This is a genomic window from Microcoleus sp. PH2017_08_TRC_O_A, assembly GCF_020738665.1.
Classification (GTDB): Bacteria; Cyanobacteriota; Cyanobacteriia; order Cyanobacteriales; family Microcoleaceae; genus Microcoleus.
Window position 1 is genome coordinate 33,174 of record NZ_JAEQCE010000105.1, and the last position, 24,612, is coordinate 57,785.

17 protein-coding genes are annotated in these 24,612 nt (G+C 44.7%); 14 read left to right on the forward strand and 3 right to left on the reverse strand.

Annotated features, from left to right (window positions below):
- Positions 1 to 39: 39 nt before the first annotated feature.
- Positions 40 to 186, reverse strand: a complete 147-nt coding sequence (locus JGK22_RS28295) for a hypothetical protein (protein WP_293314247.1) — start codon at positions 184 to 186, stop codon at positions 40 to 42.
- A 3-nt stretch (positions 187 to 189) separates the two neighbouring features.
- Here JGK22_RS28295 and JGK22_RS28300 point away from each other — a divergent pair, with 3 nt between their 5' ends.
- The 9 genes from JGK22_RS28300 to JGK22_RS28340 all read left to right on the forward strand — a co-directional run bounded on the left by JGK22_RS28300 (position 190) and on the right by JGK22_RS28340 (position 11,199).
- Positions 190 to 1,146, forward strand: coding sequence for a GDSL-type esterase/lipase family protein (locus tag JGK22_RS28300; RefSeq protein WP_293185152.1), 957 nt, complete (start codon positions 190 to 192; stop codon positions 1,144 to 1,146).
- Between the two features lie 143 nt (positions 1,147 to 1,289).
- Positions 1,290 to 2,000, forward strand: coding sequence for a haloacid dehalogenase type II (locus tag JGK22_RS28305; protein WP_293198334.1), 711 nt, complete (start codon positions 1,290 to 1,292; stop codon positions 1,998 to 2,000).
- A gap of 54 nt (positions 2,001 to 2,054) precedes the next feature.
- Positions 2,055 to 2,831 carry a tetratricopeptide repeat protein gene (locus JGK22_RS28310; RefSeq protein ID WP_293185149.1) on the forward strand — a complete coding sequence of 259 codons (777 nt, stop codon included), beginning with the start codon at positions 2,055 to 2,057 and terminating at the stop codon, positions 2,829 to 2,831.
- A gap of 205 nt (positions 2,832 to 3,036) precedes the next feature.
- The gene (locus tag JGK22_RS28315; RefSeq protein ID WP_293185147.1) at positions 3,037 to 4,008 is read left to right on the forward strand and encodes a tetratricopeptide repeat protein; all 972 of its coding nucleotides are present in this window, start codon (positions 3,037 to 3,039) and stop codon (positions 4,006 to 4,008) included.
- A gap of 94 nt (positions 4,009 to 4,102) precedes the next feature.
- The gene (locus JGK22_RS28320) at positions 4,103 to 4,858 is read left to right on the forward strand and encodes a tetratricopeptide repeat protein (RefSeq protein WP_293193390.1); all 756 of its coding nucleotides are present in this window, start codon (positions 4,103 to 4,105) and stop codon (positions 4,856 to 4,858) included.
- Between the two features lie 398 nt (positions 4,859 to 5,256).
- Positions 5,257 to 6,012, forward strand: a complete 756-nt coding sequence (locus JGK22_RS28325) for a tetratricopeptide repeat protein (RefSeq protein ID WP_293185144.1) — start codon at positions 5,257 to 5,259, stop codon at positions 6,010 to 6,012.
- A 353-nt stretch (positions 6,013 to 6,365) separates the two neighbouring features.
- On the forward strand, positions 6,366 to 9,176 hold the full coding sequence (locus tag JGK22_RS28330; protein WP_293185143.1) for a chloride channel protein: 2,811 nt from the start codon (positions 6,366 to 6,368) through the stop codon (positions 9,174 to 9,176).
- 656 nt (positions 9,177 to 9,832) lie between these two features.
- A complete protein-coding gene (locus tag JGK22_RS28335; protein WP_293185141.1) occupies positions 9,833 to 10,954 on the forward strand; it encodes a glycosyltransferase family 4 protein in 1,122 nt (373 codons plus the stop codon).
- A gap of 11 nt (positions 10,955 to 10,965) precedes the next feature.
- On the forward strand, positions 10,966 to 11,199 hold the full coding sequence (locus JGK22_RS28340) for a hypothetical protein (protein ID WP_293143588.1): 234 nt from the start codon (positions 10,966 to 10,968) through the stop codon (positions 11,197 to 11,199).
- A 124-nt stretch (positions 11,200 to 11,323) separates the two neighbouring features.
- Here the strand turns inward: JGK22_RS28340 and JGK22_RS28345 are convergent, their stop codons facing one another.
- A complete protein-coding gene (locus tag JGK22_RS28345) occupies positions 11,324 to 12,259 on the reverse strand; it encodes an exopolyphosphatase (protein ID WP_293185139.1) in 936 nt (311 codons plus the stop codon).
- Positions 12,260 to 12,325: 66 nt separating this feature from the next.
- Here JGK22_RS28345 and bioF point away from each other — a divergent pair, with 66 nt between their 5' ends.
- Both bioF and JGK22_RS28355 read left to right on the forward strand, forming a co-directional pair.
- The gene (gene bioF / locus JGK22_RS28350; RefSeq protein ID WP_293193391.1) at positions 12,326 to 13,498 is read left to right on the forward strand and encodes an 8-amino-7-oxononanoate synthase; all 1,173 of its coding nucleotides are present in this window, start codon (positions 12,326 to 12,328) and stop codon (positions 13,496 to 13,498) included.
- 423 nt (positions 13,499 to 13,921) lie between these two features.
- The gene (locus tag JGK22_RS28355; protein ID WP_293143575.1) at positions 13,922 to 14,071 is read left to right on the forward strand and encodes a hypothetical protein; all 150 of its coding nucleotides are present in this window, start codon (positions 13,922 to 13,924) and stop codon (positions 14,069 to 14,071) included.
- A gap of 332 nt (positions 14,072 to 14,403) precedes the next feature.
- On the opposite strand, the gene JGK22_RS28360 is transcribed toward JGK22_RS28355, so the two are convergent.
- Entirely contained in the window at positions 14,404 to 15,771 is a 1,368-nt protein-coding gene (locus JGK22_RS28360; RefSeq protein ID WP_293185135.1) for a TldD/PmbA family protein, read from the reverse strand.
- 495 nt (positions 15,772 to 16,266) lie between these two features.
- On the opposite strand from JGK22_RS28360, the gene JGK22_RS28365 reads away from it, so the two are divergent.
- The 3 genes from JGK22_RS28365 to JGK22_RS28375 all read left to right on the forward strand — a co-directional run bounded on the left by JGK22_RS28365 (position 16,267) and on the right by JGK22_RS28375 (position 24,322).
- Positions 16,267 to 20,922 (forward strand): PAS domain S-box protein, encoded by a 4,656-nt coding sequence (locus JGK22_RS28365; protein ID WP_293314249.1) that lies wholly within the window; start codon positions 16,267 to 16,269, stop codon positions 20,920 to 20,922.
- A 264-nt stretch (positions 20,923 to 21,186) separates the two neighbouring features.
- Complete coding sequence (locus JGK22_RS28370; RefSeq protein WP_293185131.1) at positions 21,187 to 22,044, forward strand: DUF1361 domain-containing protein; 858 nt, start codon at positions 21,187 to 21,189, stop codon at positions 22,042 to 22,044.
- Between the two features lie 304 nt (positions 22,045 to 22,348).
- On the forward strand, positions 22,349 to 24,322 hold the full coding sequence (locus JGK22_RS28375) for an ABC transporter ATP-binding protein/permease (RefSeq protein WP_293207751.1): 1,974 nt from the start codon (positions 22,349 to 22,351) through the stop codon (positions 24,320 to 24,322).
- Positions 24,323 to 24,612: the final 290 nt, after the last annotated feature.

Here is a 24,612-nt window from a genome sequence, read left to right on the forward strand (position 1 = left end):
TAGTGGTTAGTGGTTAGTGGTTACTTGTGAGGAGTTTTTCTAATAAAAAATAACCAATTCCCAATTCTCAATTCCCTGTTTGGCCAATCCCTTCGCTCCGCCCAATTCCCAATTATCAATTCCCAATTCCCAATTCCCAATTCCCAATTCCCCATTCCCCATTCCCCATTCCCCATTCCCAGACATAATATGCGTATTTGTTTTATCGGCGACTCTTTTGTCAATGGTACAGGCGACCCCAAATATCTTGGTTGGACAGGACGTGTTTGTGCGGCAGCCAGCGGGCAAAGACAGGATATCACCTACTATAATTTAGGAGTGCGGGGAGAAACCAGTACGGATATAGAAACTCGGTGGTTCAGCGAAATTTCTTGTCGCTTACCTCACTACTGCGACGGCAGAATAGTATTTTCCTTTGGCGTCAACGACACTTATTTTGAAAACGGAAAAACTCGCGTCGTACTTGAAAAGTCAATTGAAAATCTCCGCTATATTCTCAACTCTGCGAAAGAAAGAGTGCCAGTCTTAATGATAGGGCCGCCGCCAGTTATTGATGTCGAGCGCACAATCAGAATAGCCAGTTTATCCGAGCAGTTTTCCCAAGTTTGTAGCGAGTTAAATGTGCCTTATTTAGATATTTGTACCCCGCTGGAAAAATCAGAGATTTGGATCGAAGAACTTACCAACAATGACGGTTCCCATCCTCGGGCTGCTGGTTACAAGGAAGTGGCTAAAATAATTCACAATTGGGAGGCTTGGAAAGATTGGTTTAAAAATATAAACATATCAGATAAAGAGACGGTAACTCTGTTTAGAGCAGTCGGAAAAAAAGAAATGGAATTAATTAAAGAAAGCGATTTTATGGTATTTCCGCCGCGACTGTCTTTCCAGCCTATTTTTTATCCCGTACTTCACAAAGCATATGCCATACAAATTGCACGAGATTGGAATACCAAAGATGCAGCATCGGGATATTTTGGTTATGTAACCAGGTTTAGAGTTTTGGCTGAATTCTTGAATAAATATCCCGTCCAAACAGTCGGCAGTTCGATTCACCAAGAGTATTGGATTCCAGCAGAAGAGTTGGCAGACTTCAATCGCAATATTGTCGGCAAAATTGAAATTTTTGCTGAATATCAACCGTAAAATAGAATCAACAGGACTTACGGATTGCTGCTCAGAAACCGGGTTTTTTCCTAAGAAACTGGTCGATCGCCTTTAATCTCTGTAAAAAATCGGTTTCTATAGGTTGGACTGGCTCAGTCTCGATAAAATAGGAGGAATGACAGATGTTAGATTTTAATCAATTTGAAGTTGTGAGTTTTGACTGCTACGGCACCCTCATAGATTGGGAAAGTGGGATATTACCAGTCTTGAAACAGTTGCTGTCCAACCGCGAAATCGATTTTAGCGATGAGGGAACTTTAGAAATGTTTGCTGAGTTTGAATCGGAACTGGAAAAAGACAAGGGTGAGTATATCAAATATCGGGAAATCCTGCAAGAAATAGTCAGAAAAATTGGTAAAAAATTTAGTTTTGAACCGACAGAAACAGAGTCGGCAACAGAAATTAATTGTTTGGTTGAATCGATAAAAAATTGGCAGCCTTTCCCGGATACAGTTGCAGCTTTGAGAGCGCTCAAGCAAAAATATAAATTGGCGGTAATTTCCAACATTGATGACGATTTGTTTGTTGGTACTGCCAAACATTTAAAAGTTGAATTCGATTGGGTAATTACGGCGGAACAAGTACGATCGTACAAACCGTCAACTCGCAACTTTGAAATGGCGATCGAGAAAATGGGCATACCACCGTCAAAACTCCTGCACGTCGCTCAAAGCCTGTATCACGACATTGTACCAGCCTCATATATGGGAATATCGACAGTTTGGGTAAATCGGAGATACGATCGAACAGGATTTGGTGCGACACTGCCGGCCAGCGCCCAGCCGGATTTAGAAGTGCCGGATTTGACAACGCTGGTGGAGGCGATCGCCTAAATAACCGCAGATGTCAAAATAGTTGCTTGAAATTACCAAAAGGTGGAGATTAGGATGAAGTTTAAAATCTTGACTGGACTGTTGACAGGATTAGTTGTTTCAACAACCACAGGTTTAGTAAATTGTCAACCGAGTTATGCCGAAAATAAAAGCTTTTCATTGAGAATTCCAATCGACCAAAATTTCAGATTGTTGGCTTCAACGAAGGTGGATTTAGGCGCGCAGGTAGCGAGTGAGGTTTTGACACAAAACCAAACAGCGGAAGAATTTTACAATCAGGCTGTAGAGAAGTACAAACAAGGAGATTATCCGGGTGCTATAGAGTCTTACACTCAAGCGATTAAACTCAACCCCAATTATGCCGAGGCCTATAACGATCGCGGTGTTGTCCGATCGAACTCAGGAGACAAGCAGGGTGCGAAGGCAGATTTTGACCAGGCAATAAAAATTAAGCCCAATGATGCTAATGCCTATATCAATCGAGGCAATCTCCGCGATGAGTCAGGAGACAGACAGGGTGCGATCGCAGATTACGACCAAGCCATCAAAAATAACCCCAACAATGCCACCGCCTATGTCAATCGGGGCAATGTCCGGGATGACTCAGGAGACAGTCAAGGTGCGATCGCCGATTACGAACAAGCCCTGAAAATTAACCCCAACTATGCTTTAGCCTACTACAATCGGGGGATTACTCGATCGAGGTTAAAAGACAAGCAGGGTGCGATCGCAGATCTTCAGAAATCCACAGAATTATTTCAGAAACAAGGCAATAAAGTTCTTTACGAAAAGGCAATAAATATAATTAATAGACTTCAAGAATCACCATAAACCAATACGGTGGACTTAACGCTTTTTGACGAATGTCATCTCAAGATTTTCTAGGCAATACAGGCATTTCTTGAAAGTCAGATTGTTCTTAAGTCAACCGTATTGTACCATAAACAACTAAACTATTGACCGCATCGATCCATGCCAAGATAAAACTTTTGAGGATCAAACTGTCTCGCCCACTACTCAATTTTCAACTTAAACTATGAATTTACTCTGCCGACTACCAGCGACATTAATTGGTGTGACTGCAACTATTTTGATCTCCCAATCCCCGGCAGTTTACGCCAGAGAAGCTAAATCAATCACTGTTAAATCAATTACTGGGCAGATTGATACTTACGATCGAGTGGATTTGTCTGTCCAAGTTGCGAGTGAGCTATCGGCGGCAGGGGAAACAGCGGAGGATTTTTACAATCAGGGTGGACAGAAGTACGACAAAGGAGATTATCAGGGTGCGATAGAAGCTTACAGTCGAGCAATTTCACTCAATCCTAATTATGCTTTTGCCTATAACGATCGCGGTAATGCCCGCTCTGCCTCAGGAGACAACAAGGGTGCGATCGCAGATTACAACGCAGCCCTGAAAATTGACCCCAACTATGCTAATGCCTACTACAACCGAGGGATTGCCCGCTCAGGCTCAGGAGACAACCAAGGTGCGATCGCCGATTTCGACGCAGCCCTGAAAATTAATCCTAAGTATGCCGAAGCCTACGGCAATCGAGGCAATGCCCGCAATAGATTAGGAGACAAGCAAGGTGCGATACAAGATTACAACGAAGTTCTGAAAATTAATCCCAACGATGCCAAAGCCTACTACAACCGCGGGAAAACTCGCTATCAATTGGGAGACAAGCAGGGTGCCCTCGCCGATTACAACCAAGTTCTGAACATTAACCCCAACGATGCTGCGGTATATACCAGTCGGGGTAATGTTCGCGATGAATTAGGAGACCAACAGGGAGCAATCGCCGATTACGAAAAATCCCTGAAAATTAACCCCAACTATGCCTTTGCCTATCTCAACCGTGCTATTACGCGATCGAGCTTAGGAGACAAACAGGGAGAGGTGGCAGACCTTCAGAAAGCCGCCGACTTATTTCAGCAACAAGGAAACAAAGAGATGTACCAAGAGGTACTAAAGATAATTAAAAGAATTCAAGGGACAACATAAAATTTTCCTTAATCTAATATCTGAAAGTCGCTAGAATTGCAGAAACTTTCAGCTTTGACAGTTATAAAACCACACTCAACCATCAACTAAAATCATGAATTTTAATCGACGACTACCAGCAGCATTAATTGGTTTAACTGCAACTATTATCATCGCCCAGCCGCCCGCAGTTGCAACAAACTCTGCCAAATCAATCAGTGATAGTTATGCTCGAATGGATTTGTCTGTGCGTGTGGCCAGCAAGCCTCTGGGGAACGAGCAAACAGCAGAGGAATTTTATAATCTGGGTGTCAAGAAGTACCGCGAAAAAGATTATCCGGGTGCTATAGAGGCTTACGATCGAGCAATTGCGCTTAATCCTAATTTTGCCAATGCCTATATCGGTCGGGGTAATGCCCGGGATGATTTAGGAAACAGCCAGAGTGCGATCGCCGATTACGACCAAGCCATAAAAATTGACCCCAAAAATGCCTCAGCCTACTTGAACCGGGGTGTTACCCACTTAAGGTTAAAAAACAATCAGGCTGCGATCGCCGATTACAACCAAGCCATAAAAATTGACCCCCAATATGCTGAAGCCTACATCAAGCGGGGTTTTATCCTGTATATCTTAGCAGACAATCAAGCTGCCCTCGCCGATTACAACCAAGCCATAAAAATTGACCCCAATAATGCACCAGCCTACATAGGCCGGGGTGGTGTACGCGCACAATTAGGAGACAAGCAAGAAGCGATCGCAGATCTTCAGAAAGCCGCCGACTTATTTCAGAAACAAGGAGACAATGAGAGTTCTCAAAAGGTGCTAGAGTTAATTAAAAAAATTCAAGGCACACCGTCAAGTCCTCAATAATCTAGAGAGCATCGAACACGCTAACTTGGGTAGTGCGCCCTCTTGAACTCGCACTACCAAAAACAACTTTTTGCAAAAAAGAGTATAAGTAGGAGGGTAGGCAAAGAAAGGTACTACCCCTACAGATTTATCTAAATCATTTATGATTCAATACGCTTGGGTTAGCAATTGTCCGAAGAGAGGAACGAAGCATAAGCCCTAGCCCTTTCAGGGCGGCTTCGCCAACGGGCAGGCACGCACCAACGCAGAGTCTATTTTTCATATCGTTTTATTGACCGGACGGTCTTAACCCAAGCGTATTGATTTATGATTGCCATATCAAAAATATTTACTGTTTGGTATAACACAGGATTTCTCAGATTTGACAGTTCGGAAAAAATAAATTTTTAACTAAAATTATGAACTTACATCACCGAATACCAGCAACATTAATTGGTTTAACTGCAACTATTTTCATCGCCCACCACCCCGCAGTTGACGCCAGAGAAGCTAAATCGATCGCGGCGGCACAGATTGAGCATTACGATCGAGTGGATTTGTCCGTGCAGCTTGTGAGTGAGGCTGGGGCGCCTGGGATGACGGCGGAGGAATTTTATAATTTGGCTGGACAGAAGTACCACCAAGGAGATTATCAGGGCGCTGTAGAGGCTTGCGATCGAGCAATTAAGCTTAATCCTAATTATGCCAATGCCTATATGGGCAGGGGTATCGCCCGAGCAAAATTAGGAGACAAGCAGGGTGCGAAGGCAGATTTTGACCAAGCCCTGAAAATTGACCCTAATTATGCGTTAGCCTACTACAACCGAGGTTTAGTCCGCGATCAATTGGGAGACAAGCAGGGTGCGATCGCCGATTACGACCAAGCCCTAAAAATTGACCCCAACAATGCTCATGCCTACTATAACCGAGGTGTCACCCGATCGAGCTTAGCAGACAAGCAGGGTGCGATCGCCGATTACGACCAGGCTATAAAAATCAACCCAGACTATGCTGAAGCCTACGCCAACCTTGGTATTGCGCGAGCGATATTAGGAGATAAGCAGGGTGCGATACAAGATTTACAAAAAGCCGCCGACTTATTTCAGAAACAAGCAAGAAAAGATGATTATGAAAAGGCACTAAACCTAATTAAAAGAATTCAAGAAAAATCATAAATTTTTCAACACTTTGTAATCTCAATTAATGTCGCAGCTAATTCATCTTCTTTAATGTGTTGCCACTCTAATTAAATTTGCTTCATTTTGGAACAATGCTTAGGCAAGAACAAAGATATATAAACCCTGCTCTTCCTACTTTGACCATAACTGTTCAACCTCCTGACATCGATGTATTAGACCGTCGTCTTGTAAAATGATTATTTACGAGAACTGCTATAGTATAGAAATCAAAATTATGGCATCGAAAAAATAGTAAATTAGCCATTAATATTTGCTGTATTTCCCCAAACATACCGAATGTTTGCTAAAGTCTAATCGAGCATACAATTCTTAGGTCATCTACCCTATTTATGCCGTACATTACTATCCCTAAACAACTTAGGGAACCTTCCAGCGTCATCGAATCTCAGCTTTTTTTACGCCCCAAACGCCTCGCTATTTTTGAAGCTTGCCTGATCGGTTTAATTTCAGGATTGGCTGGCGTCTTGCTCAAATTAGGAGTCGGATGGCTCGGCAGTTGGCGAGTTGCTACCTCAACGCTAATTCCAGCTTTAATTTTGCTTCCGGCTGTCGGTTTATTAGGCGGGTTTCTAACAGGTTTTTTAGTTGAACGTTTCGCTCCAGAAACTGCTGGTAGTGGCATTCCTCACGTCAAAGCTGCCCTCGCTGGTGTCAATCTTTCTTTGAATTTACGAGTAGCTGTCGTTAAACTTCTGACCACTATTTTAGCAGTTGGTTCCGGTTTAACCCTGGGAAGACAAGGCCCAACCGTCCAAATTGGAGCGTCTTTGGCCGGCTGGATAGGTAACTTGATGCCGACTTCCCCAGACTACCGCCGCCAATTGATTGCTTGCGGTGCAGCGGCGGGACTGGCTGCTGGTTTTAATGCTCCGATTGCAGGGGTTTTGTTTGTAGTTGAAGAACTGCTGCACGATGTTTCTGGCTTGACTTTAGGTACGGCAATTATTGCTTCTTTCATCGGTGCGGTTGTTTCGCAGCTTTTGGGCGGAGATAGTTTAAATCTCAATTTGCGAGAGTATAAAATTAGTTTTTTTCCTCAGGAAATTCCGTTCTATATACTGTTAGGAGTTTTAGCGGGATTGCTGGGAGCTTTGTTCAGCAAAGGGATTATTGCTGGTTTGCACTTCAATCGAAAAACGCTGAAATTAGCCTTACCTTGGCGAATTGCTTGTGCGGGGTTTATCTGTGGTATAGTCATCGCTGCTTTGCCAGAAAATTTTCGCAATAATACTGGTTTGCGCGAGTTTTTGCTAACCGGAGAAGCTAGCGGAACCACCAGTTTAATTGCTTTTATCGCTCACTTTTGTTTGACAATTCTTTCCGCAGCTTCGGGAGCTCCGGGAGGATTGTTTGCACCTTCTTTAGTTCTCGGTTCGGCACTCGGCCATATCGTGGGAATTATCCAAGCACATTGGCTGGGTGTTGGTTTGCCGGTAACTTACGCTTTGGCGGGAATGGGAGCGTTTTTTTGTGCGGTTTCTAGGGCGCCGATTACGGCGGTAGTTATTGTGTTTGAAATTACGGCAGATTTCAAATTAGTGCTACCTTTGATGATCTGTTCTGTAGTTGCTTATTTAGTCGCCGAAAAGGTGGACAGCGGCTCTTTGTACGATCGCCTTTTGGAGTTTAGCGGCATTCATCTCACCAAAGATAAACCTGCGGTTGATGGTTTGAGCGACTTGTACGCAGCTAACGTGATGCAGCGCCGAGTTGAAACTCTTTCGAGTCAACTGACTTTCGATGAAGTGATGCAGGCTTTTTCGCGATCGCACCACCGCGGCTTTCCGGTAGTTGAAAATGGTAAACTGGTCGGCATTATCAGTCAAACCGATTTAGCAAAAGCCAGCGAGCAGAATTTGTCCGGCAAGACACTGCTCAAAGAATTTATGACTGCACAGCCGATCGCAGTCAAAGCCAAGGATACCCTAAGCGAGGTACTGTACAGACTCAATCACTACAATATCAGCCGCTTGCCCGTCATAGAAGGACGGCATCTAGTTGGAATTATTACCCGCAGCGACATAATCCGAGTAGAATCCGATCGCCTCAGCGGAGAAACAACCCAAGGCCCGCATCCAGAACCATCCTATGTAGTGTATCAAACCAGAGCGCCACAAGTCGGAAACGGCCGCTTATTAGTGCCGCTTTCCAACCCGCAAACAGCACCCGCCTTGCTGCGACTCGCGGCCGCCATTGCGCGCGATCGCAATTATGAATTAGAATGCCTGCAAATCATCATCGTACCGCGCAACAGTTCCCCCTCAGAAAGCGCAGTGCGAACCACAAAAAGCCGCCGCCTGCTGCAACAAGCCGAGCGCATTATCCGCAATTGGAACTTGCCAGTACACACTCAAATTCGGGTAGCTCACGACGTGCCTCACGCGATTTTAGAGACAATTAGGGAGCGTCACATTGACCTAATTTTGATGGGCTGGCAAGGCGAATTATCCACAACTGGACGCATTTTTGGCGATGTGGTCGATACCGTAATTCGGCAAGCAGGCTGCGAAGTAGTTTTAGTTAAATGGAGCGAAAAACTATTAGTAACACGCCAGAAAAATGAGTTTTCAGCCGCTAGCAGCGGGCGGGAATATGCGTCTACAGAATGGCAGTTAAATGCCGCAGGAGTTGATGACGCAGAAAATTCTCAATTTGTGACATCAAATTCATCAGCGACACCAGAGACTGAATTTTCCTCGCCCAATTCCGACATTCGGGCGCCAGAATTGGGATTGCACACACTGATGGGTTTGCAGCGCTGGTTAGTACCAATTCGCGGCAGTTACAAGCAAGCTGCGGCATTGCGGCTGCTACCTGCTTTCGTGGCTGCGAGTGCCTTATCGGAGATTAAATTGTGTCAGGTGCACCAGCCTTCTGTTGCGGAGCCCTCGCGCGCCGAATTAAAGCAAGCTGCGAAGTTTATTCAGGGGCGGGTTAGTTGTGAAGTAATAGTGACTGCGGTTTGCGCTAAGTCGGTGTCGGATGCTTTAATTGATTTGGCTCAAAACGATCAATGTGATGCGATCGTCCTGGGAGCCAGTCGCGAAGGGCTGCTGAAACAGGTGATTCAGGGGAACATCCCGGAAGCTGTGGCGCGCGGATGCGACTGTACAGTCATATTAGTGCGATCGGCATCCTAGCAAAATCATACCATTGGCGATCTTAGATTTTAGTCGTAGCGTGCGTCGCCATCAACAATCCCTAAATCATAACGGTGTTCAAAAAGATGAGGTACGTTGTTGGGCTTCAGCCCCTCTTAGTGTTTATTATATAAGCCGTCAGCCATACCTCATCTTTTTGAGAAAGGCTATATATGCAAAATCATCAAGCGACGCACCTTACACTTTAGCAAAATCCTAAGCTGTACCGCATTTAAATCGTATATTTTGAGATGTGAGTCGTAGGGTGCGTCGCACTCGAACATCCCTAAATTATATCAACAATCTCATGAATCCGCATCTTTCACGTGGAGGCTTGTACAAATGTTTTTATGAATAATTTATACCAATTTTCAACGAAATAACAGTATTCTTGTTCCCCCCCTGATTCATGGGGGGGCTAGGGGGGGTCGAAGAGTGTTGCACAATTTTAGAGAAATGGTATTAATTAATCAACCCTCAATAAACCCCAAGGTGCGCCAGGGCAAAAATCCTGAATTTGTATTGAAAACCTTCTCACCTCAATAAACCCAAGGTGCGTCAGGGCAAAAATCCTGAGTTTGTATTGAAAACCTACTCGCCTGACGCACCCTACAATCAATAACAAATAACCAATAACCAATAACCAATAACTAATTATGGTTCACTTTAACGTCGGCTTTCAAAATTTTAATTCCTTCGCCGACATTACCCTATCGCTGGCGAAAACCCTAGACAAAATGGGGATTTCTATTTCAGTCGAACCCTCAGAAATCGCATCTCACCTCACACGCTATTCCACAGCCGAAGAAAACCACCTCCTAGCCAAGTGGATGAACACCGCACCATCAGATTTATTTCAGCTAAAATGGTCTCATTATTGGAAACCTTTCTTTTTAAAAGAACTCAGCGGACACCTCAACTTAGAATTTTTTGCCATCAATTACGAATTCGCCAGAAATGATGATGAATATGATTACTGGATTTACGATGCTGTCAACAATTCATCCCACATCATAGCCGTCAGTGAATATTCTAAAAACGTTTTAGTCCAAGCTGGATGTCCGACAAAAAAAGTCTCCGTCATACCTCTAGGTTTCAATCCTTTAATTTCGCAACTCTATTCTTCCAGACCTAAAAAAAACCAGAACGATGTAAAATCTATTCTGCACATGACCAATTCTTTTGACTTGTATAGATTTGGCACGGATCTCGCCATCCAAGCATTTTATCAAGAGTTTCAAGATGATGCCAACGTAGAGTTGATCGTCAAAGATGGTGGCAAAAATCCTGATGCCATAACCGAACATATCATAAATATGGAAAGACAATTCGGCAAATTAAAGCCGAAAATAGAGATAAAGCCTAAATTTTTTACTAAAACAGAACTAGCGGATTTATACTTATCAGCAGATGCTTTTTTGGCTCCGTTTCGTGGCGAGGGTTTTGCGATTAAAATTTTGGATGCCTTTGCTGCGGGTTTACCAGTCGCTATGACTGTGTACGGTGGCCCGACGGAGTACGCAAATAGTGCTAACTGTTATCCCATTGCTCACGATCTAATTCCCGTCGGAGAATGTTACGATACTCAGTATCTTAAAATTAGAAATGCTCCTCATTGGGCCGAACCAAATGTTGAGTCTGTTCGCGAACAGTTGCGAAAAATTGTGGAGGATCCCATGCGTTTTCAGGTAGCCCAAAAAGCTCGGGAGACGGCGGATTTATTTAATTGGGAAGCGACAGGCAAAAAATTGTTAAGATTAATGCGAGAGTTGTTTTAGGAGCAGAAATTATGGGACTCGAACGCAAAATGTTTAGGGGAATGTTTTCGCCTAGCGAAGTGGTAAGATTGAAGCAGCCTTGTTTTACTCCTGGGCGATTGTTTGAAGCAGGAAATTATAACGCTGCCGATTTGCCGGATGTGGCTTTTGATATGGGTTTAGTAGATTATTTGCCGCCAGTCAAAGGCAAGAGTGCAGAAAATTTCAACGCCCCGAACCCCCAACCTCAAAACCTTGAGGACTAAACTCCCGCTAGCAGCAAGGACTTGAGTTCTAAACATTCCCTTTTGTAGTAAGGACTTGAATCCTGAAAATTTAAATCATCAAAGACTCAAGTCCTGACTGCCAAAAATATCAAGTTAATTTAATTTAACCCTTTTGCTCAATCTGGGCAATTAACTCTTTCAAAACTTTACTAGCTTTATCATTTTCAATCTGACAAGTTCCCGCATTCCGGTGGCCGCCCCCACCATATTTTAACATTAACTCCCCTATATTAGTTTGAGAAGTTTTGTTGAAGATTGACTTACCAACGGCGAAAACAGTATTTTGTTGCTTCAGTCCCCATAGTGTGTGAATCGAGATATTGCACTCGGGGAACAAAGCGTAAATTACAAAACGATTTCCCGCATAAATCACATCTTCGTTACGCAAATCTAAAACGACTAAATGATCGTAAACTTTGGCGCAGCGCTGTATTTGGTCTTCAAATTTTTGGGATTGCTCGAAGTAAAGGTCTACTCTTTCTTTCACATCAGAAAGCTGCAAGATTTCATCGATGGTATGATTTTTGCAGTAATCAATTAACTCCATCATTAACTGATAATTGGAAACCGTAAATTCTTTAAACCTGCCCAAGCCAGTGCGGGCGTCCATCAAGAAGTTTAACAGCACCCATTCTTCCGGTTGCAAAACCTCTTCTTTGGCAAATTGAGCGGAGTCTGCTTTGTCAACTGCTAGCATCATCGCCTCGGAAATATCAGGAAATTTTGCTCTGCCTCCATAATATTTGTACAGCACTCTGGCTGCGGAAGCTGCATAGGGGTCAATGATGTGGTTGATTTTGATTTTTTCATGTCTGAGAGTTTCGCTAAAATGGTGATCGAAAGCTAGATGAACTCCCTCAACATATGGTAAATTGGTGGTAATATCGTTATTTGTTATTTCGATTTTTCCATCCTGCATATCTTTAGGATGCACGAATTTAATCTCGTCTATCATATCGAGTTCTTTGAGTAAAACGGCACAGACAAGACCGTCAAAATCACTGCGGGTGACTAATCTGTATTTTTTAGTGAGTGGCATATGCTTCTCTGATAGGCAGGGACTGATTATAAGACAATATAACTTATTACTCGATCGCTGGACAATATGAATGCAGACCCTTACGCTTGGCTAGAGAAGTCCCTGGACACTGTTCGCCGGGCCGATTGGTATCGATCGCCACAATTGATCGAAAGCTGTCCGGGGCCTGTGGTAAAATTAGCAAGCCGTTGGCTGATTAACTTTGCCAGCAACGATTATCTGGGACTTGCCGGCGATGACAGGTTGATTCAAGCGGCGATGGCTGCAACTAAGGAATTTGGTACGGGTGCGACGGGTTCGAGGTTAGTCAGCGGACACCGCGATTTGCACCGACAGCTAGAACTGGCTATTGCTAATTTAAAACAAACTGAAGACGCTTTAGTATTCAGTTCCGGGTATTTAGCGAATTTAGGGGCGATCGCATCAGTTGTCGGCCAGCGCGATTTGATATTATCTGACAAGTACAATCATTCGAGTCTCAAAAATGGAGCCATACTCAGCCGTGCAACAGCGCTAGAGTACAATCACTGCAATCTTGAGGATTTAAAAGCCAAGCTAGAACAAAATCGTGCTAAATTCCGCAAGTGTTTAATTATTACCGATAGCGTGTTTAGCATGGATGGGGACTTGTGTCCGCTGCCGGAGTTGTTAGCTTTGGGCGAGCAATTTAACTGTATGGTATTAGTAGATGAAGCTCACGCTACAGGAGTTTTCGGTGCTAGCGGTGCCGGTTGTGCAGAACATTTCGGCTGTAAGGGATTGCCGCTAATTCAAGTTGGCACGCTTAGCAAAGCTTTGGGAAGTTTGGGCGGCTACGTTGCGGGCTCCGCTACTTTAATTGATTTTCTCCGCAATCGAGCCGCGAGTTGGATTTATACTACAGCATTGACGCCGGCTGACACGGCGGCTGCTTTGGAAGCTGTGAGAATTGTACAGCAAGAACCAGAGCGCCGAGTTCGGTTGCAACAAAATATTGAAACTTTCAAATATGGGGCGATTACCAATCGCCAATTACCAATTAGCAATTCCCTCTCCCCAATTTTCAGTCTGCTGTTAAAAGATGCAGCCACAGCTTTAGCAGTTAGCAGCCAACTCAAGGAAATGGGTATTTTGGCTGTGGCGATTCGGCCTCCGACTGTCAGTGTCAGCCGCATTCGGATTTCGCTGATGGCAACTCACGAGCTCGCACACCTTCACCATTTGCTAGAGGTGCTGGGGGAAGTTTTCAGTTTTGACTAAGGCACGTACCTTTGCTTTGGCGCTTTTGTCTATATCAAAGAGCGCTGAAGCGCAACTACGTACCTAAGAGCGCCCAAGCGCAACTACGTACCTAAGAGCGCCCAAGCGCAACTACGTACCTAAGAGCGCCCAAGCGCAACTACGTACCCAAGCGCAACTACGTACCTAAGAGCGCCCAAGCGCAACTACGTACCTTTGATTTGGGAAATTATTTTGTTGGCGATCGGGAATCTGACCGACGCCTACTATTTAAATTATTGGAAATGTCAAGATATCGCTATTGACTTATGCGATATAGTATACACTATTGTGGTCGATCGGTCAATAACTGTAAACTTTTTGTAAATTTAGATACTTTTTGAAATTTTGCGCTATATTAAAGAAGTAGGAGTTACACCAAATTTAATATAAGGAAAGTTCACCATGAACACAAATCGCCAAAACGTAAAAAAAATCGCTGAAACCCACCGCGCTAACATTCAAAAGCAACTGATGCACCGCATCGAAGTAGCTAGAGCCAGCGGCAATCAAGATTTGGTTCGGGTGCTTGAAGATGAGATGAGACAGCTTTAAGTCGCTGCCACTAAAATTAGCCCGTAGTTTGGTTGAGAGGGTTGCGCGAGAAATGCAGAATTCCCGCAACCTCTACCCGATAATTTTTCAATCCTCTCTTAGTTGGTAGAAAAAAACCCGGTTTCTTCAAGAAACCGGGTTTTTTATTGAACTCTTGGGTTCGCCGATGGGGATAAAAACTGTTGAGTTCAAAACTCAAAATTCAAAACTCAACAGTTTTTATATAGCGGTTCTAAAAAAAGTGAGGTATGCCCTATGCCCTATGCCCTATGCCCTATCCCCTATGCCCTATCCCCATGAGTACCTCATATGAAAGCTCGAAAGGCTATATATTATCTGCCTCCGACTACAACATTTTTGATCCGCAAATGGGGGCCGCCGACGCTGACAGCTAAACCGCTTTGGCCACCTTTTCCACATCCGCCGTAGGCATAAACTGAGTCGTTGCCGATCGACTCTATATCCTTTAAAGTCTGAAATACGTTGCCGCTTAAGGTGACATCACTCACCGGTTCGGCCAATTTGCCGTTGCGAATCATGAAGCCTTCGGCTGCTGCAAAGGTAAACATTTCGCCGTTGGTTTGTCCTCCCAACATCCGTACTGCATAGACTCCTTCCTCAATGTCGCCCACCATTTCATCGAAAGAATGTGCGCCAGATTCGATCGCAGTATTAGTCATCCGTACCAACGGCATAAAAGTAGCGCTCAAGGCCCGAGCATTTCCCGTCGGAGCTTCCCCCATTTTGCCCGCAGTCTCGCGATTGTGCATTCTCGCTGCTAAAACTCCATTTTTAATTAAATGCTTGCACTGAGCTGGCACTCCTTCGTCGTCGTATTTCAAAGTTCCCGGCAATCCCGGCAAAGTTGCATCGTCAATTACGTTCAATTGTTCGATCGCCACAGGCTTGCCCAAAGTCAACAATTCCTGCATTTTCGGGTTTTCGTAAATGCCGTCAGCTTCCGACAAATGGCCGAAAGCTTCGTGAATAAATACCCCCGACAAATAAGGGTCTAAAATCACTGGATACTGGCCGCCTTTGACCGGTTTTGCTTCTAATTGGCCCACAGCTCGCACCGCCGCGCTCTTAACACGATCTTCAATATTTGTCAAGACATTGTAATCCGATCGCGAATGAATCGATTCAAACCCTTGACGGACGACACCGCCTTCTCCGCGGGCGATCGCCCCGAAGCGCCCCGTCACGTCCAAACGCTCTTGAGCAATGCAAGTGCCTTGAGAATTCACAAAATAAGTAATCCCGAATCGATCGCTGTAACCGGCCATTGTCGTCTGAATTCGCGGGTCGAAATCTAACAGCAATTGGTTGTAAGATTCGAGCAACTTGCGTTTTTCTGCTAGAGTAATAGACCGCGGATCGCGACCGAATTCCACCGCTACATAATCTTGAATCGGAGTGACATCTGCTAGTACAGTTTTTTCGCTACCTACCAAACGAGACTGCACGACAGCTTCTTCAATCCGGGCTTTTAATTCAGCCAAACCGTTAAATGTTACAAAACTCCAGCCGCCTTTGTGACAGGCGCGGATGCCGCCGGCTAGACTGAAACTGCGGTTGACTGCATCTAACTGAGGGCCGCGAAAACTAATGGCTGTTGACTCGCTTTGTTCGAGGCGAACTTCTAGATAATCTACTCGATCGCGGTAAGGTGCGATCGCTTCCATCAACTGTTCCTGCATCAAATTGCCCCTATGAATTATTTGCGCCCAGCGCTGACAAAAATTATTGCTAACCTTATTTTAGCCAACAAATCCCGTGTTTCGGGTGCGCGAGTCTGGAGAGTGGGAGAGGGGGAGAGGGAATTGGTGTCAACAAACACGTCAAATGTAATTCCAGTCTTCTGTCTGATGATTAATGCCAGATCCCCCCTAACCCCCCTTAGGTCGGGGGGGACAAGAAGCACTCAAAGTCCCCCTTCTTAAGGGGGATTTAGGGGGATCTGGCTTCGGCTGCGAACGAAAAATACAAAAGTTTTTGACCTTAAGTTGACACCAATGGGGAGAATGTGCGAGGAAATTGAAATAAACAATTGAGATGTACAACAGCTTAGAACACACAAAACTCGTGCAGACTTGTGAAAAGCTCCGTCTGCCGGAAATCTTGCATCGGCATAGGAAAATGAAACTAAAATAAATCTATCTAAAGACTTAAAAATATAGTTGAACTGCCGACAGATGGAATACTTTAAGCTGAAAAAATTCCAAATTTCACCGTATTTAGCAGCATTTTCGGCATTAGTAGCAATTTTGGTCGGAGTTGGCATTTTAGACCGATCGGAACAAGAGCGATTTTTGCAACACAACCGCGCTAGCACGATCGATCGGCTCAGCACAGTCCGCTCAAAGTTGGAAGGTTCTTTGAATTCCCGGCTATTTTTGATCCGGGGATTGGTAGCTGACATTTCCCACAACCCAGACATCACCGCAGCCGAGTTTGCAGCTACGGCGAGAATTCTGCTGGCACAGCAAACCGGCATTCGCAACATCACTTTAGTTAAAGGGACGACGATCGCTGATATTTATCCGAAGGATGGAAATGAAAAGGCGATCGGCGTTGACTTGATGACGCTACCCAAACAGCGGCAAATGGTCAAAGATGCGATCCACACCAGAAAAACTCTGCTTGCCGGGCCCGTGCAATTATTGGAGGGAGGCGTGGCCTTCGTCAGCCGATCGCCAATTTTTCTGACCCCCGCCGACGCCGAGCCCGAAACAGGAGTTTACTGGGGGTTGATCGGTGTGATCCTCGAAAAAAATGTCCTGCTTGAGGAAGCGGGACTCAACGATCCCTCAGCCAAGGTGCAATACGCTGTCCGGGGGAAAGACGCGAAGGGAGTGTCAGGTGAGGTGTTTTTCGGCGACAACTCGATTTTTCAGAACAATCCGGTGGTGTTGGAAGTGATTTTGCCCAACGGTTCCTGGCAGTTGGCAGCAATTCCCGCAGGAGGATGGCCCGAGAATTCGCCACGGCGGGGGTGGTTGCTCTCAGGAGGTGGCTTGCTGGCAGTTTTGAGCGGGGTGGCGGTTTTTACGGGGATGTACGGCCTATCGATGCTGCGATCGAGCGAAGCTAAGTACCGACAACTGGTTGAGAACGCTAACAGCATGATTGTGCAGTTAGACAATGAAGGCAAGATTACTTTTTTTAATGAGTTTGCGGAAAATTTTTTCGGGTATTCACAAGCAGAAATTCTTGGCAAAAGTGCGATCGGCACAATTGTAGATCCGGCCACATTGTCGGAAAATCAGTTAGTCATAATGATTCGAGACTGTGTGGCACAGCCGGACAAATACTTCAAACACGAAAATGAAAACATCCGCCGCAATGGGGAAAAAGTCTGGATAACCTGGAGAAACAAACCTGTGGTCGATTCCAAAGGGCGATCGATCGGGCTGCTGTTCGTCGGTACAGACATTAGCGATCGCATCCTAGCAGAAGCCGCGCTGCAAGCGAGCGAATCTCGCTATCGGGCAATTATTGAAGACCAAACCGAACTTATTTGCCGTTTCTTGCCCAGCGGAGTTGTGACTTTTGTCAACGATGCCTACTGCCGCTATTTCAATAAATCGCGATCGGAGCTGATCGGCAATTCTTTTATGCCTTTGATTTGGGAAGAAGATAGAAACTTTTGCAGCGATATTTTCAATTCTTTAAGCCTACAAAATCCCGCTATTACCTGGGAACACCGCGTAATTCTCGACACGGGCGAAATTCGCTGGATACAGTGGACTGACAGAGCAACTTTTGACGATCGAGGTGCGGCGATCGAATACCAAGGAGTGGGGCGCGACATTAGCGATCGCAAACAAGCTGAACTCGCCCTGCAAGCTTCAGAAGCAGAATTGCGGGCATTGTTCGCTGCCATGAACGACGTAATTTTTGTGTTCGATATTGAGGGACGCTATCTAAAAGTTGCCCAGACAAATCCCGAACTTTTGTACAAGCCACCGACGGAAGTTATAGGTCAAAAAATTCACGATCTATTCGATCCAGAAACAGCAGAATTTTTTTTGGAGCAAATTACTATCGCTGTCTCTACTAATCAAACTTTGAATTGTGAATATCACCTGGAAATTGGCAGCGAACAAAAGTGGTTTGCTGCTACCATTTCGCCAATGAAAGACAACACGGCTTTGTGGATTGCCCGGGACATTACCGAGCGCAAGCAAGCTGAAAATTGGTTGACAGGTCAAAAACAAATTTTAGAAATGATTGCTCAGGACGCAACTCTTGGCGATACTTTAAATACTTTAATTAAAATTATCGAACAGCAATCTAAAAATGTCATGGGTTCGATTTTGATTCTAGCTCCAGACGGCAAACATTTGCTGCACGGAGCCGCGCCCAGTTTGCCAGAAAGTTATAATGCTGCTATTAATGGAGTAGCCATCGGCCCGAATGTCGGTTCTTGCGGCACTGCTGCCTATCGCTGCGAACAGGTGATCGTTACAGATATTGCCAGCGATCCTTTGTGGCAAGACTTTCGAGATTTAGCCTTGAGTTTTGGACTGAGAGCTTGCTGGTCTACTCCTATTGTCTCATCTGGGGGTCAAGTTTTGGGAACTTTTGGTATGTATTACGCCCAACCGCGCACTCCCCAAAATTTTGAGCTGCAATTGATAGAATCTGTCAGGCATTTAGCGGGAATTGCGATCGAGCGGAAACAGGCAGAAGAAAGTCTCAAACAGCTCAATGAAGAACTAGAAAATAGAGTCGAACAAAGAACTGCTCAATTGATGCAAACAGAAGAACGCTGGCAGTTAGCACTCAAAGGTAACAATGACGGCATTTGGGATTGGAACTTGCAAACAGGAGAAATATTTCTGTCCGATCGATTTAAAGAAATCACGGGATACGAACACATCCCCATGCTCGATTACTTTGACGAATGGAACAGAAACACGCATCCCGATGATTTAGATTTAGTAATGCAAGCTTTCCAAGACCATTTAGACAAAAAAACGCCGCATTACATCACCGAATACCGCTTGTGGTGCTACAACAGCACCTACAAATGGATACTCAGTCGCGGACAAGCTTTGTGGGATGCATCTGGAAAAGCTGTCCGCATTGTTGGTTCAATTACTGACATCACGGAGCGCAAAGAAGCAGAGGAAGCACTGCAAAAAAGTGAAGCAAAATTCCAAAAGCTGTCGGCTAATTTGCCGGGAGTAATTTATCAATGTTTGCTTGGTGGAGATGGTTATTTAAGTTTCCCTTACGTCAGTCCTGCTTCCCTAGAAATGTTTGAGCTAGAACCAGAAAGTCTTCGTAAAAATGCGGCTTTGCTAATAGATTTGGTTCATCCCGACGACCGCCAAGATTATAACGAATCTGTTGCTATTTCAGCGCAAACTTTGCAACCTTGGTACTGGGAAGGACGGTTCGTGCTGCCTTCAGGAAAAATTCACTGGTTTCAGTCAATTTCGCGTCCTGAAGCTAAAGCAAACGGCGATATTCTTTGGGACGGTATCACTATTGATATTACGAATCGCAAACAAGCTGAGTTAGCTTTGCAAGAGAGCCAGCAGTTTATTCAAAAAATTGCGGATGCTACTCCCGGCATTTTGTATCTTTATGACTTGGAAGAACAGCGAAATGTCTATGCTAATTCTTCTATGGGCACGCTTCTTGGCTATACATTTGATGAAATTAAAGCGATGGGTTCATCACTAATGACTCAGTTAATTAACCCCGAAGATTTGCCAAAAATTTTGGAATATCACGCGAGCTTTGCAGAAATTAAAGATGGCGAAATCAGGGAAATTGAGTACCGGATGCTGGCAGCAAACGGTGAATGGTTTTGGCTGCAAAGTCGGGATACTATTTTTAGCAGAAATTCTCAGGGTCAGTCAAAGGTAATAATTGGATTTGCCCAGGATATTACGATTCGGAAACAATCAGAGGAAGCTCTGCGACAAAGCGAGGCGCGAGAAAGAGAAAGAGCTACAGAGCTAGAGTCAGCGCTGCGGTCATTGCGCTCTGCTCAATCTCAACTCATTCAAACTGAAAAAATGTCTTCTTTGGGTCAATTAGTTGCAGGCATCGCCCACGAAGTTAATAATCCGGTTAACTTTATTCACGCTAACATTGCTTATCTACACCAGTATACTACACAGTTGCTGGATCTGGTGAATCTTTACGAACATGAGTATCCCGAACCTAATGCAAAAATTGTCGATCGCATTGCAGAGATTGATTTGGATTTCATGACTGAGGATCTAAGAAAACTTGTAGGTTCGATGCAGGTGGGAACCGATCGCATCCGGCAAATTGTGCTGTCGCTGAGAAATTTCTCGCGGCTGGACGAATCGGCAATGAAGCCTGTCGATATTCACGCGGGAATTAATAGCACTTTGTTGATTTTGCAGCATCGCTTAAAGAGTCACGATAGGCGCCCGGAAATAGAAGTAATTAAGGAGTTCGGGAAACTGCCACCGGTGGAGTGCTATGCCAGCCAACTGAATCAAGTGTTTATGAATATTATTGCTAATGGAATTGATGCTATTGAAGAACAATATCACAAGTTGTCAGTTCCAGAAGCAGCGACTAAGAGCGGCCGGATTGTGATTTGCACTGGTGTCACGGCCCAGGGCACTGTGAGGGTGGAAATTTCGGACAACGGTACGGGGATTCCGCAGGCGGTGATCGATCGCATTTTTAACCCGTTTTTTACGACAAAAGCTGTGGGGAAAGGTACTGGCTTGGGAATGTCGATCGCGCACTCGATTGTGGTAGAAAAGCACAAGGGCAAGATTGACTGTTTCTCCCAAGTCGGAGGCGGAACGACTTTTGCGATCGAAATCCCGATCGGCAAAACCTATCTGTAGGTTCCTTAGGTACGTTGTTGCGCTTCAGCGCTCTTTCATAGATCGTCGAAGAGCGCTGAAGCGCAACAACGTACCTTTATGTAATGTGACAGCGGAGAGCGAGAAGTGGCTAGCTGACGCACCCTACAAATCAGACTGTCAACTGTCAACTGTCAACTGTCAACTGTCAACTGTCAACTCTTCCGAATGCTATAGCGACTAAGATAGATTCACGCTGCTGAGAAAGCGGTGCTGCATGAAACCTTTAATTGTATAAAAACTGACATGATGGGATTAATCCTGGAAGCGATCGCAGCAATGGGACAGAATGTCCGCTGGATGTCTTGGAATTTGTTTTTAGGTTTAGTACCGCTGGCGTTGAGTTTTTGGCTCTTCCGCAAACCTCGATCGCGCTGGCTGCTGTGGGGTACGTGGGTTCTCCTGGGCGCTACTTTTTTGCCTAGCACGCGCCATGTTGTGTCCTATCTCAAGCACATTGTGCAAGATGTGGGTACAACTTACGTTTTGGGGGCGATCGCAATTACGCTAGCACTAATGGCTTTAGATATCTGGGTGCTGCGACAGCGCGGAGTTCGCTCTCTCCGCTGGTGGGGCGGTTTTTTCTGGTTTATCGCGTTTTTGCCCAATGCACCCTACGTTTTAACTGATATCATTCACCTGATCGAGCAGATTAAAGAGGGGAACTCGGTGTGGGTGGTGACATTGGCGCTGATTCCGCAGTATCTGGTGTTTATGTTGGCGGGATTTGAGGCCTATGTACTGTCGGTGATGGGTTTGGGTTACTATCTGAAGCAACAGGGTTGGGGTAGATTTATTCTGGCAACGGAGATAACTATACACGCACTTTCGGCGATCGGCATTTATTTAGGACGATTTATCCGGTTCAACACTTGGGACATTCTGGCGAATCCCGATGCCTTAGTTAACACCGTCATGAATGATTTGATTGGTAAGCGTCCGGTTGTAGTAATGGCTGCAACATTTGTCGTTATTGCTGTTTTGTATTGGGTGCTCAAGCAAGTTAGTTTGGGGATTAGCCACCGATTTTACTACAATCTATCGTCGTCGGAGTCGATCGGCGAAACCACCACTTCTCCCGATCCCATAGATTTGAGATTTTAGATTTACCCCACAACTAACCTACAAACTGTTTGCGTCTCCACGACTTAAATCGGAAAACAAATATTCCTCTGTGGGTGACATCATCTCCGGTAAAATAACCGCGATCTGGTTGGTAGTGAGGACTTTAGTCCTCTGATTTTCATGAGGACTAAAGTCCTCACTACAAACCAATTTAATTGTAGTCGTGACCGCGCACCTCATAGGAGACCAATCTCTTCCCTAAACTCCCAAATAAATTACTGCGACAATGGAGAATCAAACTTGATATGTTAGAACAGTTGAAGTAGTTTTGCAAACAGTAAAGATGAATCGATTTGACCGTCAGTTGTGGGAAAGATTTATTGCGATCGCTCAGCCTTACTTTTATCCTTTAGAGCCTGGAGGAGGCAGGGTTTTTCTGGGATTAGTAGCGCTGTTATTAATATTTCTGTTCGCTGCTATGTTTGTACTCGTTAGTATTGTATGTTTGGGGGGTGCCGCTCTTTTTCCGGATTTTGTCAATAATATTGCTGCTGGGTTAGTTAGTTTGTTGCAGCAGATTATTGATTCCCCGACAATTATCATTGTTGCCTTGATGCTAATTATTCCTTTGAGCGCTTTTTGGTTTTTTAAAGGCAGATTGATAGCGCATTGGCAGTCGTGGTTTTTTTTAGCTTTATTGCTGTTATTGTCCCTGTCCGTAAGCGGTTTGAATGTAATCATTAGTTACGTCAGTAACTTTTTCAATACAGCACTGGCAAAAAAAGACCAGCTCAATTATTGGAAGTATCTTTTTGTCTATGCAGGGGTTTTTGCAGTCGGCACTCCCATTGTGGTAATTTACGGCTACATCCAAGATAAATTGAGTCTCTACTGGCGACAGTGGATGACAAATAAGTTCCTGGACAAGTATTTTAATAATCGGGCTTATTACGAAATAAATTCACACAAGGAAATCGACAATCCCGACCAAAGAATTTCTGAAGATGTCAAATCGTTTACTCGTACAAGTTTGACATTTATGCTGGCGCTCCTGAGTTCAATAGTTAATATTATATCTTTCACGGGTATCCTGTGGTCAATCTCGAAACAACTTTCAATTTTCCTGATTGTCTATGCTATGTTGGGGACGACCGCCAGTCTGATTTTTGGTCAAAAATTAGTGCCTCTGAATTTCGAGCAACTTAAACAAGAAGCTAATTTCCGCTACGGACTGGTTCACATTCGCGACAATGCTGAATCCATTGCTTTTTATGGAGGGGAAGAGCGAGAATCGATCCAAATAAAGCAGCGGTTCGTGGAAGTATTCCGCAATTTTAATTTGCTAATTGGCTGGCAGCGAAATTTGGATTATTTTACAACTGGATATGGGTATGCTGTGGTGATTATTCCGGCTTTGTTTCTCGCTCCTGCTTATTTTGCCGACACAACCGATACGATTCAGTTTGGAGACATCACTCAGGCGGGTTTTGCTTTCCGTCAGGTTTTAGCCGCTTTTTCACTGATTGTCAGTCGCATTGAACCCCTTAGTTCTTTTGCAGCTAGTATCAATCGTTTAACTGTATTTACAGATACTTTGGAAGCAAAAAAGGCGGTATCTCGTGCCGGAGGAACTACTATAGATGTCGTAGTAGATTCTCAGTTGATGCTGAAACAGGTTACTTTAGATACTCCGAAGCATCAAAAGACTTTGATTAAGGATTTGTCGGTAGCGGTGTCGCCGGGAGAAGGACTGTTAATTGTCGGTGAAAGCGGTTCTGGGAAGAGTTCTTTGCTGCGGGCTATTGCGGGTTTGTGGGACTCGGGAACGGGTCGTCTGGCGCGGCCGGAATTGGGAGAAATGCTGTTTTTGCCGCAGCGTCCTTATCTGATTTTGGGCAATTTGCGATCGCAACTTCTCTATCCCAATACCAGCAGCAAGGTTGATGAGGAACAATTGCGCTGTGTTTTGGCATTAGTCAACTTAGCAGATTTGCCGGACAGATTGGGCGGTTTTGATGAGGCTTTAGATTGGGTCGAGATTTTGTCCCTGGGAGAACAGCAGCGTTTAGCTTTTGCCAGATTGTTGTTGACGAAACCGCGATATGCTATTTTGGATGAGGCTACAAGTGCTTTGGATTTGAAGAACGAGCAACTTTTATACGAACAGTTGCAAGCAACTAAAACTACATTTGTGAGTGTGGGCCACCGATTGAGTTTGTTGAAATATCACCAGCAGGTTTTGGAACTTTTGGGTGATGGGAGTTGGCGACTGCTTTCGACCGAAAAATACCGCGATAGTACGAAGGTTTTTGGCTGATACAGCGCTGGTTTCAAAAATTGTGAATTTACTCGTTTTTTAGTTTTTGGTTCGTGCTGGGTGGCGGTACGGTTGGAGATTTATCGCGCAGGTGCTACAGATTAATCGCTCATCGCCTTGCCTCCACCCTACAAAATTTCGACGCTTGGTTGCATTCTTTTTTTGAAGTGGTATCAAAATGGATAATTTGGGTATTGTAAAACTTCATTCAGTTTGTAAGCATAAGTAATCAAGCATGGTATTATGTGGTCAGGAGGTTGAGAATGCAGCTAACAGAACGTCACATCATT